Source organism: Pseudoclavibacter sp. JSM 162008, assembly GCF_041366455.1.
In the GTDB taxonomy this organism is placed as follows: Bacteria; Actinomycetota; Actinomycetes; order Actinomycetales; family Microbacteriaceae; genus Pseudoclavibacter.
The window spans coordinates 14,668-31,642 of record NZ_JBEWYX010000008.1; the positions used below are offsets into that span (position 1 = coordinate 14,668).

Annotated in this window: 13 protein-coding genes; 4 read left to right on the plus strand and 9 right to left on the minus strand. The window is 68.7% G+C overall.

Annotated features, from left to right (window positions below; all coding sequences use genetic code 11):
- The first annotated feature begins 5 nt into the window (after nt 1-5).
- Complete coding sequence (locus tag ABVF28_RS08285; RefSeq protein ID WP_104312772.1) at nt 6-989, plus strand: LysR family transcriptional regulator; 984 nt, start codon at nt 6-8, stop codon at nt 987-989.
- Here the strand turns inward: ABVF28_RS08285 and ABVF28_RS08290 are convergent.
- Nucleotides 961-2,220: an MFS transporter gene (locus ABVF28_RS08290; protein WP_371030163.1), complete on the minus strand. Its 1,260-nt coding sequence runs from the start codon at nt 2,218-2,220 to the stop codon at nt 961-963. The genes ABVF28_RS08285 and ABVF28_RS08290 overlap by 29 nt on opposite strands.
- A gap of 146 nt (nt 2,221-2,366) precedes the next feature.
- Between ABVF28_RS08290 and purU the strand changes: the two genes are divergently transcribed.
- Together purU and ABVF28_RS08300 are read left to right on the plus strand one after the other, a co-directional pair.
- A complete protein-coding gene (purU, locus tag ABVF28_RS08295) occupies nt 2,367-3,224 on the plus strand; it encodes a formyltetrahydrofolate deformylase (RefSeq protein ID WP_371030164.1) in 858 nt (285 codons plus the stop codon).
- Between the two features lie 208 nt (nt 3,225-3,432).
- Nucleotides 3,433-4,332 (plus strand): endonuclease domain-containing protein, encoded by a 900-nt coding sequence (locus ABVF28_RS08300; protein WP_371030165.1) that lies wholly within the window; start codon nt 3,433-3,435, stop codon nt 4,330-4,332.
- 325 nt (nt 4,333-4,657) lie between these two features.
- Here the strand turns inward: ABVF28_RS08300 and ABVF28_RS08305 are convergent, their stop codons facing one another.
- From ABVF28_RS08305 to ABVF28_RS08320, 4 genes are all read right to left on the minus strand, one after another.
- Nucleotides 4,658-6,808 (minus strand): anthranilate synthase component I, encoded by a 2,151-nt coding sequence (locus ABVF28_RS08305; RefSeq protein WP_371030166.1) that lies wholly within the window; start codon nt 6,806-6,808, stop codon nt 4,658-4,660.
- A 24-nt stretch (nt 6,809-6,832) separates the two neighbouring features.
- Complete coding sequence (locus ABVF28_RS08310; protein WP_371030167.1) at nt 6,833-8,623, minus strand: chromosome partitioning protein; 1,791 nt, start codon at nt 8,621-8,623, stop codon at nt 6,833-6,835.
- Nucleotides 8,624-8,639: 16 nt separating this feature from the next.
- On the minus strand, nt 8,640-9,638 hold the full coding sequence (locus tag ABVF28_RS08315) for a malate dehydrogenase (RefSeq protein WP_371030168.1): 999 nt from the start codon (nt 9,636-9,638) through the stop codon (nt 8,640-8,642).
- Nucleotides 9,639-9,750: 112 nt separating this feature from the next.
- Complete coding sequence (locus ABVF28_RS08320; protein WP_371030169.1) at nt 9,751-10,968, minus strand: NADP-dependent isocitrate dehydrogenase; 1,218 nt, start codon at nt 10,966-10,968, stop codon at nt 9,751-9,753.
- 86 nt (nt 10,969-11,054) lie between these two features.
- Between ABVF28_RS08320 and ABVF28_RS08325 the strand changes: the two genes are divergently transcribed.
- Complete coding sequence (locus tag ABVF28_RS08325) at nt 11,055-11,531, plus strand: GNAT family N-acetyltransferase (protein WP_371030170.1); 477 nt, start codon at nt 11,055-11,057, stop codon at nt 11,529-11,531.
- A gap of 63 nt (nt 11,532-11,594) precedes the next feature.
- On the opposite strand, the gene ABVF28_RS08330 is transcribed toward ABVF28_RS08325, so the two are convergent.
- The 4 genes from ABVF28_RS08330 to ABVF28_RS08345 form a co-directional block, all read right to left on the minus strand.
- Nucleotides 11,595-12,896 (minus strand): dimethylarginine dimethylaminohydrolase family protein, encoded by a 1,302-nt coding sequence (locus ABVF28_RS08330; protein WP_371030171.1) that lies wholly within the window; start codon nt 12,894-12,896, stop codon nt 11,595-11,597.
- Nucleotides 12,897-12,962: 66 nt separating this feature from the next.
- Nucleotides 12,963-14,624 (minus strand): bifunctional phosphoribosylaminoimidazolecarboxamide formyltransferase/IMP cyclohydrolase, encoded by a 1,662-nt coding sequence (gene purH / locus ABVF28_RS08335; protein WP_371030172.1) that lies wholly within the window; start codon nt 14,622-14,624, stop codon nt 12,963-12,965.
- Nucleotides 14,621-15,229, minus strand: coding sequence for a phosphoribosylglycinamide formyltransferase (gene purN, locus ABVF28_RS08340; RefSeq protein ID WP_371030173.1), 609 nt, complete (start codon nt 15,227-15,229; stop codon nt 14,621-14,623). The genes purH and purN overlap by 4 nt, the downstream gene beginning before the upstream one ends.
- Before the next feature lie 62 nt (nt 15,230-15,291).
- Complete coding sequence (locus ABVF28_RS08345; protein ID WP_371030174.1) at nt 15,292-16,944, minus strand: DUF6350 family protein; 1,653 nt, start codon at nt 16,942-16,944, stop codon at nt 15,292-15,294.
- Between the last annotated feature and the right edge of the window lie 31 nt (nt 16,945-16,975).

The following is a 16,975-nucleotide window of genomic DNA, read 5'->3' on the forward strand; positions in this document are numbered from 1 at the left end:
TGATCATGCTCGACGTACGCAAGCTCCGACTCCTCCGCGAAGTGCAGCTCCGCGGCACCCTCGCCGAAGTCGCCAAGGCGCTCAACTTCTCGCCGTCGGCCGTCTCGCAGCAGCTCTCGGCCCTCGAAGCCGAGCTCGGCGTCGAACTCCTCCGCAAGCACGGGCGCCGCGTGCAGCTCACCCAGCAAGCCGAGATCCTCGCAGGGCACACGGCCGAGATCCTCGAACGACTCGAGATCGCAGAGCAGGAGGTCCTCGCCTCCACCAGCCGCGCCGTCGGCACGGTTCGCATCGCCGTGTTCCAATCCGCGGCACTCACGCTCATCCCGCCGCTCCTCCGCGTCCTGGAAGAAGAGCACCCGGGCCTCCGCATCGAGATGGTGCAGCACGAACCGGAATCCGCGCTCTTCGACACCTTCGCGGGAGACTTCGACGTCGTCGTCGCCGAGCAGTACCCCGGCCACGCCGCGCCCCACCACCCCGGGCTCGACCAGCGGCTCCTCACCGGCGACGCGCTGCGCCTCGCCGTGCCCGTCGACTCCCCCGTCACCACCCTCGCCGACGCAGCGGAGCTCGCCTGGGTCATGGAACCGCAGGGCTCAGCATCCCGCCACTGGGGAGAGCAGCAGTGCCGCGTCGCGGGCTTCGAACCCGACGTGCGCTACGAGACCGCCGACCTGCAGGCGCAGATGCGGTTCATCGAGACCGGCCACGCGGTCGGCATCCTCAACGACCTCACCTGGGCCCACTCCACGCCCAACGTGCGATTCCTCAGCCTCGCGGGTGCACCACGGCGCGAGATCTTCACGTCGATCCGAACCGCGAGCGCGGCGTCGCCGACCATCGCCGCAGTGCGCGACGGACTCCAGCGGGTCGCCGACGACCTCAGCGCGACCGGCCTCAGCACCGCCGCCATCACCCTGCCCGCGGCGACCCCGGCGGCGTTCAGCTCGTCCGGCGTCAGCTCGTCTGCTGCAGCGGACGCCTAGCCAGCACCGCGTCGAGCACCAGCGCGCTCACCAGGCCGAGCCCGACCATCGCCAGGAAGAACACCGGCAGCGCCACGAGCCCCGCCGCATCCAGCAGCAGACCGCCCACGAGCGCACCCGAGCCGATACCGAAGTTGAAGCCCGACGTGTACAGCGCGCTCGACAGGTCGCGGTGGCGCGACGGGGCGGCGTTCAGGATGCGCGACTGCAGCAGCGGCGGCAGCACGCCCATCCCGAGCCCCCAGATGACCAGCGCGATGAGCGCCACCGTCGTGTCGTGCGCGAACAGCAGCAGCGTCACGGCGATGAGCATGAGGCCGTAACCGGTCGCGAGGCCGACGCGCGGCCGTGCCGTGAAGAACACACCGGCGAGCGCCGTCCCGCCCGCCGAGGCGATGCCGTAGGCGAAGAGCACGAGGCTCAGCGTCTCGACGGGGAAGCCGATGACGTCGAGCGAATACGGCGAGATGTACGAGTAGAAGGCGTACTGAGCCGTCATCGTGATGAGCGTGATCACGCACAGCAGGATCACCGTCAGCAGCGAGCGCTGCGCGAAGCGGACGCGCTTCGCAGGCACCGCATCCTCGTCCGAGTCATCCGGAAGCGCGATCGGGCGCGTGTAATAGGAGTCGTCGAGGTGGTTGACGCGTGGCAACAGGAACCAGAGCAGCACCGCGACGAGCAGCGTCACGACCGCGAGCGAGCCGAACGCGAACCGCCAGCCGAACGCCTGCCCGAGCGCGGTGCCGATCGGCACTCCGAGGACGTAGGCGATCGCGCCGCCGCCGAGCGTGATCGACACCGCGCGCGTCAGCAGCTCCTTCGGGGCGATGAGCGAGATATAGGAGGCGACAACCGCCCAGAACACGCCGTGGGCGAGGCCCGTGACCACGCGCGTCACGACCAGCCACGCATACGTGGGCGCAAACGCCGACGCTATGGAGCCGATCGCGAAGACCGCGAGGACCACGACCAGCAGCGCGTGTCGAGGGACGCGCTTCGTGAGCGCCGTCAGCGGGGTGCTCGTCAGCACGACCGTGAAGGCGAAGATCGTCATGAGCCAGCCGATCTCCGCGCGCGTAGCGCCGAGGTCGACGGTCATGAGCTCGAGCAGGCCAGTTGGCAGCATCTCGATCGTGACGCTGATGAACGTGGAGAACGCAAGCGCGATCAGGGGGACGAGCGGCAGCCTGGGGGCAGACGTCAGCACAGGAGCAGAGAGAGAAGTCATTCGCAATATCCGAACGGCGCACTCCGGGCGAGCGGGAAACCTCGCCAGGGAGTCGACTGCGTGCGTACCGGCACGCCGGGGGCCGAGCGATACGCACGACCACAGTGAAGTCTACCCCTCAGGCGCAGGACGGCTACCCTGATGTGGTGATTCAAGAAGCAACTCGATGGGTGCTCACCCTCAACTGCCCAGACCAGCCCGGCATCGTGCACGCCATCACGGGAGCCATCGTCGACTCCGCGGGCAACATCGAAGAACTCCAGCAGTTCTCCTCGACAGACACCGGTCGCTTCTTCATGCGCGTCGACATCCGCACCGACGCCAGCCGCGAGGACCTCCTCGCCCGCCTCGAGCCAGTCGCCGAGCGCTTCAGCGCCGAGGTCTCCCTCGACGAGGCCGGCCGCCCCGTTCGCACCCTCATCCTCGCGACGAAAGCCGGCCACTGCGTCAACGACCTCCTCTTCCGTCAACGCTCCGGCCACCTCCACATCGACGTCCCGCTTGTCCTCGCGAACAACGAGGCCCTCGCGAGCCTCGCCGAGTTCTACGAGGTGCCATTCGAATACCTCCCCGTCACCGGGCCAGACGAGAAAGCGGCCTTCGAGGCCCGCATCCTGCAGGTCGTCGAGGAGCAGCAGATCGAGCTGGTCGTCCTCGCCAGGTACATGCAGATCCTCTCCCCCGAGCTCTGCGCAGAACTCGCCGGCCGCGCCATCAACATCCACCACTCCTTCCTCCCCGGCTTCAAGGGCGCGAACCCGTACCGTCAGGCGCACGCCCGCGGCGTCAAGCTCATCGGCGCGACGGCGCACTTCGTGACGAGCGACCTCGACGAGGGCCCGATCATCGAGCAGAACGTCGTCCGCGTCGACCACACACGTGCGCCCCAGGAGCTCATGGCCATCGGCCAGGACGAAGAATCGCGCACCCTCACGCAGGCCGTGAAGTGGTTCTCCGAGCACCGCGTGCTGCTCGACGGGCAGCGCACGATCATCTTCCACTGACGCGAATTCCGCTCGCTTCGGTCGGTCTGCTGCGGCTGGCCAACTTCCGTGATGAATCGCTCACTTCGGGTACGCCAGCGCTCTGAGCTCGCCTCCCATCACGGAAGTTGGACACATACTTCGCAGCAGGGGACCAGTGGATGGCGACGACTCCACAGGAGGCCAGCTTCCTGTTCACGGGTCGGTAGATCTGCGCTGTGCTGGGCGCATGCCAGAACCAGCAACTGCGAGAGCGCCCGTGCGAACCAACGGAGGGGTCTTCTCGCGCGCTGAATGGAATGCAGAGGGCGGAACTCGCCGCGGGTTAGAGGCATCGCTCAAACAAGGGACCTTCTGGCGGGTTTCGCCTGGCTGGTTTGCCACGCCAGACGCGTCCGCCGCAGTCGTTGAAGCTGTGCGCCTGCACGGTCGCGCCACTTGCCTCACGGCTCTCAGTTCGCAAGGAGTATGGACTCCGCCTCACTCCGGGGTGCATGTACGAATCGCAGCGAGCGCACTCGGCATCACGCGCACAACGTCTTCCAACCCCCGCACAGGCGAAGTGGTCCTGCATCGAGCCTCAGTCCATCAAGCTCGCCCGCTTGAGAAGCATGCGGTTGACGACGTCGATCTTGCTCTCGAATGCGCGCTCCTGTGCCTCCCCGAACGCGACCTTGTTGTCGTCGCCGACTCGGCGCTCCAGTTGCGCCTCATCACGCGAAGCTCGCTCACCGCGCTGGCCGCCCCGCTCGCCGTGAGCGCGCGCGAGAAGCTGAAATTCGTGGATGCGCGGAGCCAATCCTGCACGGAGAGCATCGTCCGGTTGTGGCTCCAGCTGCGCGGCGTGCGCGTCACTCCGCAGTTCCACGTGGTCGGCGTCGGCGATGTGGACCTGCTTGTCGGCGATCGCCTCGTCATCGAGTGCGACTCTAAGGAGTTTCATTCCGCGGAGTGGCACTCTCGGAATGACCGCCGTCGAGACCTGGTGCTGAACAGGCTCGGATACCGAGTCCTGCGCTTGACCTACGAGCAGGTGATGTTCCAGTGGCCGCGTGTCGAGGCCACACTGCGGGCACTTCTCGCCGAAGGCAGCCACCTACGCGGCTCGCGCCGACGGCCCGGCGCCTGACCCGCTTCCGAGACGAGACGACGCCAACGGGCCCCGGGCGCCTCAGCCACGCGCATCCAACACGGAAATTGGACCGGCCGGTCTACTGCGGGTGCCGTTGGCAGGCGTCAAAGGTCGTCGCTGAGTGCTCCGCTGCCAACGAGCAGCGCCGCGGCGCTGCCGCCCACGGCCTCTTGACGCCCAAGGCACCCGTGACGGCGCCCGGCATCCGTGCCTGACGCTTGCCCTGACCGACTTGCGTGACGAAAACGCTCCCGACGCCCGTCAGCACGCCAGATCTTCCCGTCCATCACGGAAGTCGGCCACGCGCTATGACGGACGTGGCTCAGGCCGCAGGCACCCGCGCGGGAATGCGCTCCATTACGGCCTCGATGATGCGTTTTCCGGCTGAGTCGCGGAGCGTCATGAGCGATTCCGGGTGGAACTGCACGGCGAAGATCGGGAGGTCCCGGTGCTGGATCGCCATCGGGATGCCGTCGTCGTCGGATGCGACGAGCACGAGGCTCTCCGGCATCGTCGCGGGGTCGATGTGGAGCGAGTGGTATCGGCCCGTGACGAAGCGCTCCGGCAGGGCGTCCAGGAATCCCGGGTTGGTCACGACGACCTCCCGCTCCTGCCCGTGCAGCGGGTACCCAAGCTGTCCGAGGGATGCGCCGAAGTACTCCCCGATGGCCTGCTGCCCGAGGCAGACGCCGAAGATGGGAAGCGAACGGTCGACGATCTCGTCGAGCAGCTCGGACGACTTGAAGTCGCTCGGCGCGCCGGGCCCGGGCGACATGACGACAAGCGACGGCTGCTGCTCGTCCAGGATGCGGGCCATCTCCTCGCGCTCGATGCCACCCTTGGGGATGCGCACGGTGCGGACTTCTGCGCCGGTCTCGCGCATGTAGCCGGCCAGCATCTGCACGAACGAGTCCTCGTGGTCGAGGAACAGGATGCGGTGACCGCGTCCGCTGGATGCGGGTGCGGTCTCAGCGGGGGCCTCGGGAACTGCGGACTCGGCGGCGGCGTCGAGTGCCTCGAGGAGCGCGGACGCCTTCATCTCGGTCTCGAGCTCTTCGGCGGCGGGGGTCGAGTCCATGAGCAGCGTGCCGCCGGCGCGGACCTCGGCGATGCCGTCGCGAATCATCGCGGTGCGGATGGTCAGCCCGGTGTTGACGTCGCCGTTGGCGAGCAGCACGCCGATGGCTCCGCCGTACCAGGTGCGCGGGCTGCGCTCGTGCTCGTCGATGAAGCGCATGGCCCAGATCTTCGGGGCCCCGGTGACGGTGACGGCCCACATGTGGGTCGCGAACGCATCCAGCCCGTCGAACTCGGGGCGCAGTCGCCCCTCGACGTGGTCGACCGTGTGGATGACCTTCGAGTACAGCTCGACCTGGCGTCGGCCGATGATCTTGATCGACTCGGGCTCGCAGACGCGCGACTTGTCGTTGCGGTCCACGTCGGTGCACATGGTGAGCTCGGAGCGGTCCTTGTCGCTGTTGAGGAGCTCGAGGATGCGGTCGGCGTCTTCGATCGCGTCGGCCCCGCGGGCGATGGTGCCGGAGATGGGCACGGTCTCGACGCGGCTGCCCGCGACGCGGACGAACATCTCGGGGCTGGCGCTCACGAGGAACTCCTGCCCGCCGAGGTTCATGAGCGCGCCGTACGGTGCCGGGTTGTTGCGCTTCAGGTAGGCGAAGACGTCGGCTGGGGTGGTGCGGACGGGGCGTCGGAAGGCCTGACCGGGCACGACCTCGAACAGGTCGCCGCGGGCGAAGGAGGCCTTGGCCGACTCGACGAGCGCCGCGTACTCCCCTGGCTCGTGGTCGCGCGATGACTGCGCGGATGCTGCGGGTGCGACGAAGGGGCTCGGCACCTGGGTGCGTGGCATGCCCTCGGTCGAGGTGATGCCGTCGGAGAACTCGAAGTCGTGGCGCGTGGCGTCGCCGCGCTGGCGGTCGACGGCGAGCACGGAGTCGGGCAGGAACACGACGAGGTCGCGCTGGTCGCCGCCGTTCGGGGCGTCGAGGGCCTCGATCTGTCGCACGAGGTCGTAGCCGAACGAACCGTAGAGGCCGAGGTGGGGCGCGTCGTCCGGCATGGTCTCGATGATGGCTCGCAGCACGCTGAAGCTGGAACGCCTCCGCGTGCGCTGCTCTTCCGGGATGATCTCGTCGCGCTGCGAGGTCACGTCGATCTCGACCTCGCCGTCGGCGAGCACCCGCACCGTGACGCCATCCAGGCGCTCGAACGCCTCGGTGAAGGCTTTCAGCGGGATGCTGCCGCGCTCGTTGAGGGCGCGCATCCGCAGGGCGAAGCCTCGCCCCTCGATCATGAGCGGAGGATCGATGAACCCGATGTCCCATCGCGTGTACCTGCCCGGGTACTCGACGCCGGACGAGAGGACGACTCCGTAGCGGTCGTTGAGACCGGTCTGGATGTCGTCCATCTCCTCCGGGCTGGCAGCACGGGAGGTGTGGGTGATCGTGAGCACTGGGTTCCTAGGTCTGGGATTCGGTCAGAGGCGTTCCGCGATGGCGGCGGTCGCGGTGCGCCACGCATCGCGCGTCGCGGGCTTGAGGCTGGACACGCTCAGCTCACCACCGCCGACGAAAGCCTGGTCGTACGGTACCTCAACGACGGCGCGGGTGAGCCGTTCGAAGTGGTGGCGCAGACGGACGGTGAGCGCCTGGTCCTCCTTCGCGGAGGGGCTCGAGAGGATCGTGACCGCGTTCTCGAGCTTGTCCCCGAAGCCCCGCTCTCGGAGGCCGTCGGCGAGCCAGGCTGCGGATGCGGCGGTGTCCTCGCGCGCGGTGGAGACGATGACGAGCTGGTCGGCGACGTCGAGGGCGGCTTCCCAGTTGCTGGCGCGCATGTTGTTGCCGGTGTCGACGACGAGCACACGGTAGAAGCGGCTGAGGGTGCGGTGCATGCGCGAGAACGCCTCTGCGTCGATGATGGCGGCCGAAGCGGCGTCGTCGTCGGATGCGAGCACGTCGAACTGGGCGTCGCCCTGGGGTCGTACGAAGCGGTCGACGTCGGCGATGGTCGCGCCTCCCGAGACCTCGAAGCGTGGCAGCTGCCTGAGGAAGTCGACGGCCGTGTTGCGGTGGCTGCCTGGGTGCGAGCGCCACCCGAGGGTGCCGCGCGTCTCGTTGTTGTCCCAGGCGAGCGTGTAGCCGCCGCGGATCTCACCGAACGTGGCGGCGATCATGAGCGTGGCCGTGGTCTTGTGGGCGCCGCCCTTGGGGTTCATCACGACGACGGTCCTGGATCCGTCGAACTGGCGCTGCACTCGGCGGATCTCGTCCCGCTTGATGCGCTCAGCTTCGCCCGGGCCGAGCTTGATGAGCCCTCCGGTGCCGACGCGCAGCGCGCTGCGCCATCCCTGCTGGGCGGGCGCTTCGGGCGCCGCCTGCTTGTCGGCGAGGAGGTCGGCGAGGGTCGGCGCGGAGGTGTCGCTCTTACGACGCTCCGGGGCGGTGCTGGATGCGGCCTTCGACACGGTGCCTGCCGAGGCGGATGCGGCGACCGGTGCGGTGTTCGTCGGTCTGGGCGGCAGGCCGGGTCGGATGATGTCGCGCGGTCCCGTCTCGACATTCTCGACCTCGTCGAGGTCGCGCTGCGCGCGGGCGTCGCGGGGGAAGCGCGGCTGCCACGGCTGGGTGTCCTCGAGGCCGTCTTCGTCGATCCGGTCCTCGAACCACACGGGTGGGGTCTCCGCCTGTGGCACGGGCGCGCCCTGCGTCGCGTCGTGGCGTTCGTCGTTGAGCTCCGGCGCGGGGGCTGGCCCGGCTGCCTGTCCCTGCGGCGGGCCGGGGATGACGCCATCGTCGTCGGACTCGTGGTCGAGCGCATGGTGCATCATCTCGACTCGAGGGATGCGCACGGTCTCGTGCACGTTGCCCTGCGGGAGGAAGCCATCGCTGTTCGCGCCTGTCGAGGCCTCGTAGCCGCCGTCGACGGCCGGCTCAGCCGAAATGCCCGACTCCGCTGGCTCGGCGTGCGCGAGCCGGTCGGTCAGCTGGTCGTCGCCTGGTGCGAGCTCGCCGACGTCGCCCGTCTCGACGAGGCTTCCATCTGGCGACACCCGGAGGGGGAAGACGCCGTCGATGTCGATCGTGCGGAGGTCGATCACGATCTCCTCGCGCGTCGCGCGATCGACGACGCGCGTCATGATCTCCGAGCGAAGCTCGTCCGCGTCGGCCGCGATGATGCGCTCGACAGCGCCGCCTTCCCGGATCTCGCCGACGCCGTCACGACGGATCAGCACCTCCAGTGCGAGGACGTCCGGTTCGGCATTGGTCATTGCTGCTCTTCTCACTTCAGGAGGTCGACGGAACGAATCCCAGACGGACAACGCTATCGCGTTCCGCTTCGAGGTCGGCGACGGTCGCGGCGAGGCGCGTCCGCATCAGCTCGCTGAGCTCGAGGCCCTGCACCACCTCCCACTGGCCGCCGCGCGAGATCACCGGCACTCCGGCGACGAGCCCCTCGGGGATCCCGTAGTGGCCCTCCGACGGCAGGGCCGCCGTCGTCCAGTCCCCCTCCGGTGTGCCGAGCACCCAGTCGCGCACGTGGTCGACCGCGGCCGAGGCCGCAGACGCGGCGGAGGACGCCCCGCGGGCCGCGATGATGGCGGCTCCGCGCGTCGCCACGGTCGTGGTGAAGTCGCCGTCGATCCACGCGTCATCGGCGATGCGCTCACGAATCGGGACGCCGCCGATCGTGCCGTGGTCGACATCCGGCACCTGCGTGTTCGAGTGGTTGCCCCAGACGTGGATGCGCGACACCTCTCCGGCGCCGACGCCTGCCTTGGCCGCGAGCTGCGCGATGGCGCGGTTGTGGTCGAGGCGCATCATGGCCGTGAACCGCTCCCCCGGCACGTCGGGGGCTGCCGCGCGCGCGATCACGGCGTTCGTGTTGGCCGGGTTTCCGACCACGAGCACGCGGATGTCGTCAGCGGCGTGCTCGCCGATCGCGCGCCCCTGGGGCGCGAAGATGCCGCCGTTCGCCTCGAGCAGGTCGGCTCGGTCCATGCCGTCGCGCCTCGGCATGGAGCCGACGAGCAGCGCGATGCTCGTGCCATCGAAGGCCGCATCGGCGTCGTCGAAGACGTCCACTGAACGGAGCAGCGGGAAAGCGCCGTCCGCGAGCTCCATCGCCGTTCCCTCGGCGGCCTTGACGGCCTGCGGGATCTCCAGGAGCCGCAGCTCGACCGGGGTGTCGCCGAGCATGGAGCCGGATGCGATGCGGAAGAGGAGCGAGTAGCCGATGTTGCCTGCTGCTCCCGTGACGGTGATGCGGACTGGCGAGGTGCTCATGCATCCACCCTATTCTCCGCAGGCCAGGAGCCGGCCGCACGCAGAAGCCCCGCACCCTGCCGAAGCAGGATGCGGGGCTTGTGAGGCGAGAGCCCCTGTGCCGTGATGTCGCCTACGCGGACACTCGTGCGGCGAGGTTCTCGGCGATCGAGTTCATGAAGTCGTCGGTCGTCTGGTGCGGGGTTCCCTCACCGACGAGCGCGGCGAGGTCCTTCGTCATCTTGCCGGACTCGACGGTCTCGATGACCACCTCTTCGAGGGCCTGCGTGAAGTCGATGAGGTCCTGGTTGCCGTCGAGCTTGCCGCGGTGCGCGAGACCGCGCGTCCAGGCGTAGATCGAGGCGATCGGGTTCGTCGACGTCGGCTTGCCCTGCTGGTGCTGACGGTAGTGGCGCGTGACCGTGCCGTGCGCGGCCTCAGCCTCGACGACCTTGCCGTCGGGCGTCGTGAGCACGCTCGTCATGAGCCCGAGCGAGCCGAAGCCCTGCGCGACGGTGTCCGACTGCACGTCGCCGTCGTAGTTCTTGCAGGCCCAGACGTAACCGCCCTCCCACTTGAGGGACGCCGCGACCATGTCGTCGATGAGGCGGTGCTCGTACGTGATGCCGGCAGCCTCGAACTTGTCCTTGAACTCGGCCTCGAAGATCTCCTGGAAGATGTCCTTGAAGCGACCGTCGTACTTCTTCAGGATCGTGTTCTTCGTCGACAGGTACACGGGGTAGCCGCGCGTGAGTCCGTAGTTGAGCGACGCGCGAGCGAAGTCGGTGATCGACGCGTCGAGGTTGTACTGCACCTGGGCGATTCCGTCGCCCGGCGAGTGGAAGACTTCGAACTTCTGCGGCTCGGAGCCGTCGTCCGGCGTGAACTCGACCGTGAGCTTGCCCTCGCCGGCGAAGCGGAAGTCGGTGGCCCGGTACTGGTCGCCGAATGCGTGGCGGCCGACGATGATGGGCTTGTTCCAGCCCGGCACGAGGCGCGGGATGTTCGAGATGATGATGGGTTCACGGAAGATGACGCCGCCCAGGATGTTGCGGATGGTGCCGTTCGGGGAGCGCCACATCTGCTTGAGGCCGAACTCCTCGACGCGTGCCTCGTCTGGGGTGATCGTCGCGCACTTGATGCCGACGCCGTGCTTCTGGATCGCGTGAGCCGCGTCGACCGTGATCTGGTCGTCGGTCTCGTCGCGCTTCTCGATGCCCAGGTCGTAGTACTCGAGGTTCACGTCGAGGTACGGGTGGATGAGCGTGTCTTTGATCTTCTGCCAGATGATGCGGGTCATCTCGTCGCCGTCGAGCTCGACAACCGTTCCTTCGACCTTGATCTTCGCCATAAAGTCCTCCTTCTGCGCGCGGTTTGCCTCCAGCCTACCGGGGACGCATTCGGAGAAATACTCAGACGGACCGCTACTCTGCATCCATGAGCGAGCTGTATATCGAAGAGCTGTCCGCCGACAACATCGTCGCCGCCAACACGCTCACGCTGAAACCAGGCCAGGAGGCGTTCGTCGCGCCCGTCTCGCACTCGATCTCGGAGGCCTACGTCAACCAGACGACGTCGTGGCCGAGGGTCGTGGTGCTCGACGGTCGGGTCGTGGGCTTCATCATGGCGAACTTCGATGAGGACGCCCCCGACGACCTGTTCAGGGCCACGATCATGCGCATGAACGTCGACGCGGACTTCCAGCGCCGCGGCGTCGGGTCGTTCGCCGTCACGGCGATCCTCGACGAGGCCGCACGCCGCGGGTTCGACAAGGTGACGACCATCTGGGAAGAGGGCGACCTGGGGCCGGGAGATTTCTTCCGGAGCCTGGGCTTCGTCGTCACGGGTGAGACGCAGTACGGCGAGACGATCGGTGAGCGCGTGCTCAACGACCACGGCACCGGCTCGCTGTGACGCGGGCCGATGCCGTGATTCGCTGACGCGAGCTCGAGCTGTGCCGCCGCCCTCGGCTTCCGCCTAGTAGGCGCGGGCCGAGAGGCAGGTGACGCCGCCCTCGAGCTTCTCGAACTCCGAGATGTCGAGGGACACGACGCTGTAGCCGAGGCGCTTCACGAGCTTCGCGGTCGCCGGGGCCGCCGCTGATACGAGAACGGTCTCGGAGTCGAGCGGCAGGACGCTGGCTCCCAGCAGCTCTGGTGCCTCGATGTAGCCGCCGAAGAGCGACGGCTGCTCGAGGGCCGGCGTCCACGCGATGACGGTGCCGTCCGGCAGGGCCGTCGCGACGGTCTTCAGGTGCAGCGCCCCCTCGATGGGCACCGCGACCACGCGGTAGCCGAGGTCGAGCGCGATCTCGCGGAGCGCGCGGATGCCCTCCGCGTTGGTGCGCGTGGAGGCACCCACGTAGACCGTGTCGCCAGCCAGGAGCACGTCCCCGCCATCCAACGTCGCCGGGGCCTCGATCTCCATCGTGACGAGCTCGGTCTCGGCGAGCGCCGCGCGCACGCCGGGCAGCTCGGCGCGCCGGGACGCCGCACCGCTGCGACCCAGAATCGCGACCTCACCCAGCACGATCACCTGGTCCTCGGTGAAGACCGAATCCGGCATGGTCTCAGCCGCAGGGACTTCGCGCGTCTCCCAGCCGTGCTCATCGAGCAGCGCCACATAGGACTCCCACTGCTCGTTGGCGCGATCCCGATCGACCTCGGCTCGATCCTGGAACGTGACCTGGGCATCCTGCGGGTTCGCGGCGGGGATGCGCACGAGCGCGAGCTTGCTGTTCGACTCGGAGAACCGTCGGAGCTCCCCCGCGTGCGCGACCCGCTCGGACACATCCCGGAGCATGTCGGCGACCTGCCGACGGAACAGGGCGGGCCCGATGATGGCCGTGTACACCGTGGCGGACACGAGGAACACGAAGTTGAGTCCGAAGAACTCCATGAAGATCGCCGACCAGGTCTCGCCAGTGAAGTCGGCACCGCCGGTCGCGAGCCGAACGACGTACCCGACCGTGCCAGCGATCAGCGCCAGCACGAACCCGGCGATCGCGGCGATCCACCAGTTCCTGAGCCAGCCGAGCCAGCCGACGAGCGTGACGAGGAACAGCAGAACCAGCACCGGCAGCGAGTAGAAGTCGAACGTGTTGCTGAGGGTGGTGAACGGCGAGAGGACGAGGGTCAGGTCGCGCTCGTTCATCACGACCAGGCAGGTGAGGAGCGTCGCCAGTGCAACCCCCATGGCGCTCACGAGCGCCGCGTTGAAGCGTGTTCCGCCGTCGAGCTCGCTCACGCGGGTGACGGGTTGGGAGGTGTTGGTGCTCAATTGCTGCTCTCGTGGAAGTCGGATGCGGGTTCGGGCGGACCTGCGCGACACGCAGATCGGCGTGGGTCAGTGGAAGAAGTGGCGCTCGCCCGTGAAGTACATCGTGACGCCTGCCTTCTCGGCGGCGGCGATGACCTCCTCGTCGCGGATGGACCCACCCGGCTGGACGACGGCGCTCACGCCAGCTTCAAGCAGCACTTCGAGGCCGTCCGCGAAGGGGAAGAACGCGTCGGACGCCGCGACGGATCCGGCGGCGCGCTCCCCCGCGCGCGAGACGGCGAGGTGGCAGGAGTCGACGCGGTTGACCTGGCCCATCCCGACGCCCACGGAGGCTCCGTCTGAGGCGAGGAGGATCGCGTTCGACTTCACGGCGCGGCATGCTCGCCACGCGAACTCGAGGTCCTCGGCGGTCTGACCTGCGGCAGGCGCACCCGCCACGAGCGTCCATCCCTCGATGAGCGACGCGTTCGGCTCGAAGCGATCTGCGCTCTGCACGAGGAAGCCGCCGGAGATCTGACGCACCTCGCGCTCCTCGAGGGCGGGGTTCGCCGGGAGCTGCAGGAGGCGGATGTTCTTCTTCGCGCTCAGCACCTCGAGCGCCTCCGGCGCGAAGCTCGGAGCGATGACGACCTCGGTGAAGATCTTGGAGAGCGTCTGCGCCATCTCGAGCGACACCTCGCGGTTCGCAGCGACCACGCCGCCATACGCGCTGACCGGGTCGCAGGCGTGGGCGCGACGGTGTGCCTCGGCGATTGCCTCGGCGGGTGCGAGTCCTTCCGGTGCCACGGCGATGCCGCAGGGGTTGGCGTGCTTGATGATGGCGACGGCTGGCGCGGCGTGATCGAACGCCGCGCGAAGCGCCGCATCCGCGTCGACGAAGTTGTTGTACGACATCTCCTTGCCGTGGAGCTGCTCAGCCTGGGCGATTCCCCGACCGTCGGCGCGGCCGTAGACGGCGGCGACCTGGTGCGAGTTCTCGCCGTACCGCAGCGTCGCGAGCTGGGTGCCCTGGAGCGTGAACGAATCCGGAAGCGTGTCCGAGGCGGTGGCCAGCATCGATCCGTCCCCGGCCTCTGCTCCCTCGACCTCTGCGATGTGGGAGACGAACCATGCGCCGACCGCCTGGTCGTAGCTCGAGGTGTGCTGGAACGCGGCCGCCGCGAGCGCGCGACGCGTCGACAGCGTGACGCCGCCGCCCTGGATCTCCTCGAGCACCTTGGCGTAGTCCCCAGGAGACGTGACGATCGTGGCGTTCGCGAAGTTCTTCGCCGACGCGCGCACGAGCGCTGGCCCGCCGATGTCGATCTGCTCGATGATCGCGGGCGCATCCGCCCCTGACGCCACCGTCTCCACGAACGGGTACAGGTTGACGACGATGAGCTCGAACGGGGCGATGCCGAGCTCCTCGAGCTGACGGACGTGGTCGTCGATGCGGCGGTCGGCGAGGATGCCGGCGTGCACCCCGGGGTGCAGCGTCTTCACGCGGCCGTCGAGCGACTCGGGGAACCCGGTCACCTGCTGCACGTCGGTGACGTCGAAGCCCGCCTCGCGGATGGTCTTCGCGGTCGATCCGGTCGAGACGATCTCGACTCCGGCGGCTTTCAAGCCAGCCGCGAGCTCGGTGAGGCCGCTCTTGTCGCTCACGGAGACGAGCGCGCGCTTCGGCTCGATGCGCTCGAGGGTCGTCAGCGACCCGTGGGAAGGTCCGTGGGAGGCGGGGGTGCTCATGCGGTGGCTCTTTCCTCGAGTGCGATTTCGCCGGAGGCGACGCCTCTGACGGTGTCTTCCAGCAGACGGCGCTCCGCGACCTTGATGCGGGCGTGGAGCAGCTCCTCGGTGTCACCGGGGAGCACGGGGATGCGGACGCGATCGACGATCGGTCCGGTGTCGACGCCGTTGTCGACGATGATGATGGAGGCGCCCGTCTCGGCGACGCCGGCCTCGAGCGCGTCGCGCACGGCGTGGGCACCGGGGAACTCTGGAAGGTACGCGGGGTGGGTGTTCAGCAGGCGCGGGGCGAGCGCATCCACCACGGCAGGCGGTACGAGCCGCATGAACCCGGAGAGCAGCGTCAGGTCGGGTTCGAATCGCTGTATCTGCGCCAGCAGTTCCTCACCCCAGGCCGCCCTGTCGGCGAAGTCCTTCGGCCGCACGACGAACGACGGGATGCGGAACTCCTCCGCGAGCGCGAGGCCAGCGGCCTGCGTGTCCGCGCCGATCGCGACGACCTCGGCCCCGATGGGCGAAGCGGAAGCGGCAGATGCCTGGAGTGCCTCGAGCAGCGCACGCAGGTTCGAACCAGCGCCGGAGATGAGGACAACGACCTTGAGCACCGGGTCAGTCTAGTCGAGTGGCGATTCCCGTCATCCCGAGAGTCGTCGCAGGCCGGGGCTCGTCAGTCGTCGATGTCGATATCGGCGTAGATGTCGGGCTCGTCGTCGTAGCGCGGGTTCTCGACCTTGAGCCGCTTCGCGCGGCGGATCTCCGACGTCTGGCGTTCCGCTGGCGGGTCGTCTGCCCGCACCTGGAGCGCTGTCCCCGGCTTCTTCTCGGACTCGCCCGGGTCCTCGAAGCGCTTGGAGACGGCGTCAGCCACCCACGGGCGCTCGTCGGCGCCGTCCCTTGACGAGCGACGCTTCGCGGCGGTCGACTTGGCCGCGGCGCCCGCGCCCTTCGCGGACGAAGCCGGCGCAGTCGATGCGCCTGCAGGCGCATCTCGCTTCGCGGCGTTCGCACTGGCGCGAGAACTCGCTGTCCTTGACCCTGCCTTCGTCTTTGCTGTTGCCTTCGCCGTCGACGTCGCGTCCACCGGCTCGTCGTTCTCCCGCGCATCGCGGCGGCGGTCGGACTCATCCGCGTCGTCGACGAACTCCTCGGTGGAGAGCGGCACGAGCGCGCCGACCAGCGCGCCAAGCGCAAGCGTCCCGAAGGCGCTCGCACCAGCGAGGAGCGGGAATGGCCCGACGTCGGCGAGCCGCCCAGGGCCGGCGGAGCCCCCCGCGGCGAGCGCCAGGACCCCGATAGCGACAGCGGCGACACCGGCGGCGACAAGCGCGACCGAGATGCGCGACCACACCCCGCGCGCGGCGCCAGCTGGCGCGTGCATCCGTACGCCGACCATCGCCGCGAGGCCGACGAGCACGGGGACCGCGATGACGGAGATCGCGAGCAGCGGCGGCGAGGCGGAGATCGCGCCGAGGAGCGGCACGACCGGCATCGGGCCGACCAGGGTCTCGGTCGGGGTGACACTCGAGCCGGTGCCGAGCGCGAAACCGGTGCCGAGCATCCACGCCGCAGACCAGACGACGCCGTTGACGGCGATCACGAGCTGGCTCAGGCCCACAACGATCGCACTGGTCACGTCGAGCGGCAGCGATTGGAACAGGGCCAGGACGCTCGCGAGGCCCACCACCACGGCGATGACGAGGAGCACCGCACCAGCACCAAGCACGCCCGTGATCATGATGCCGGCGGCCCGGAGACCCTGTGTGAGGAGCGCACGGCCGCGCGTTTCGAGGCTCGAGACGGCGGCTTCGATGGGGGCGACCTGCCAGGCCCTGGCTCCGATGAACGCGGAGCCGAGGAAGATGACTGCGCCCACGATCGTGGTCTGCCAGACGCCGATGTCGATGCCGCGACCGGTGGCCGCAATGGAGACGCCGGCGGCGCAGGCTGAGAAGACGGCGGTCGTGAAGAGCAGGCCCGGCCAGACCATGTCGGAACCGGCACGGATGCGCACACCCGTCACGCGAGCCAGCCACACGGTGATGAGCGTCAGGCCGAGCGGCATCACCCGCAGCGTGAAGGCAATCGCCTCGCTGCCTGCAGGGAGGAGGCCTGAGCTCGGGTCGATCGCCGCGTTCACGAAGCCGCCGAGCGAGAGCGCCCAGACGGCGGCCGCGTACTGGAACCCAGCCAAGAAATCACTGGCGAAGCCAGCCGTCGCCAACTGCACCGCGACGACCGCGATCAGCGGGACGCCGAGGCCGACCGCGGCCGCGACAAGCGCGTCGACGGCCGAGTACAGGTACGTGATCGGGCGAGGCATAGCACCCCGACGATAGCCGCTAACCTGCCGG

Coding starts and splice junctions, on each gene's coding strand:
- ABVF28_RS08290 (WP_371030163.1), bottom strand. CDS start 2,220: ATGACTTCTCTCTCTGCTCCTGTGCTGACGTCTGCCCCCAGGCTGCCG.
- ABVF28_RS08320 (WP_371030169.1), bottom strand. CDS start 10,968: ATGGCGAAGATCAAGGTCGAAGGAACGGTTGTCGAGCTCGACGGCGAC.
- ABVF28_RS08345 (WP_371030174.1), bottom strand. CDS start 16,944: ATGCCTCGCCCGATCACGTACCTGTACTCGGCCGTCGACGCGCTTGTC.
- purH (WP_371030172.1), bottom strand. CDS start 14,624: ATGAGCACCCCCGCCTCCCACGGACCTTCCCACGGGTCGCTGACGACC.
- ABVF28_RS08285 (WP_104312772.1), top strand. CDS start 6: ATGCTCGACGTACGCAAGCTCCGACTCCTCCGCGAAGTGCAGCTCCGC.
- ABVF28_RS08325 (WP_371030170.1), top strand. CDS start 11,055: ATGAGCGAGCTGTATATCGAAGAGCTGTCCGCCGACAACATCGTCGCC.
- ABVF28_RS08310 (WP_371030167.1), bottom strand. CDS start 8,623: ATGACCAATGCCGAACCGGACGTCCTCGCACTGGAGGTGCTGATCCGT.
- ABVF28_RS08300 (WP_371030165.1), top strand. CDS start 3,433: ATGCCAGAACCAGCAACTGCGAGAGCGCCCGTGCGAACCAACGGAGGG.
- ABVF28_RS08315 (WP_371030168.1), bottom strand. CDS start 9,638: ATGAGCACCTCGCCAGTCCGCATCACCGTCACGGGAGCAGCAGGCAAC.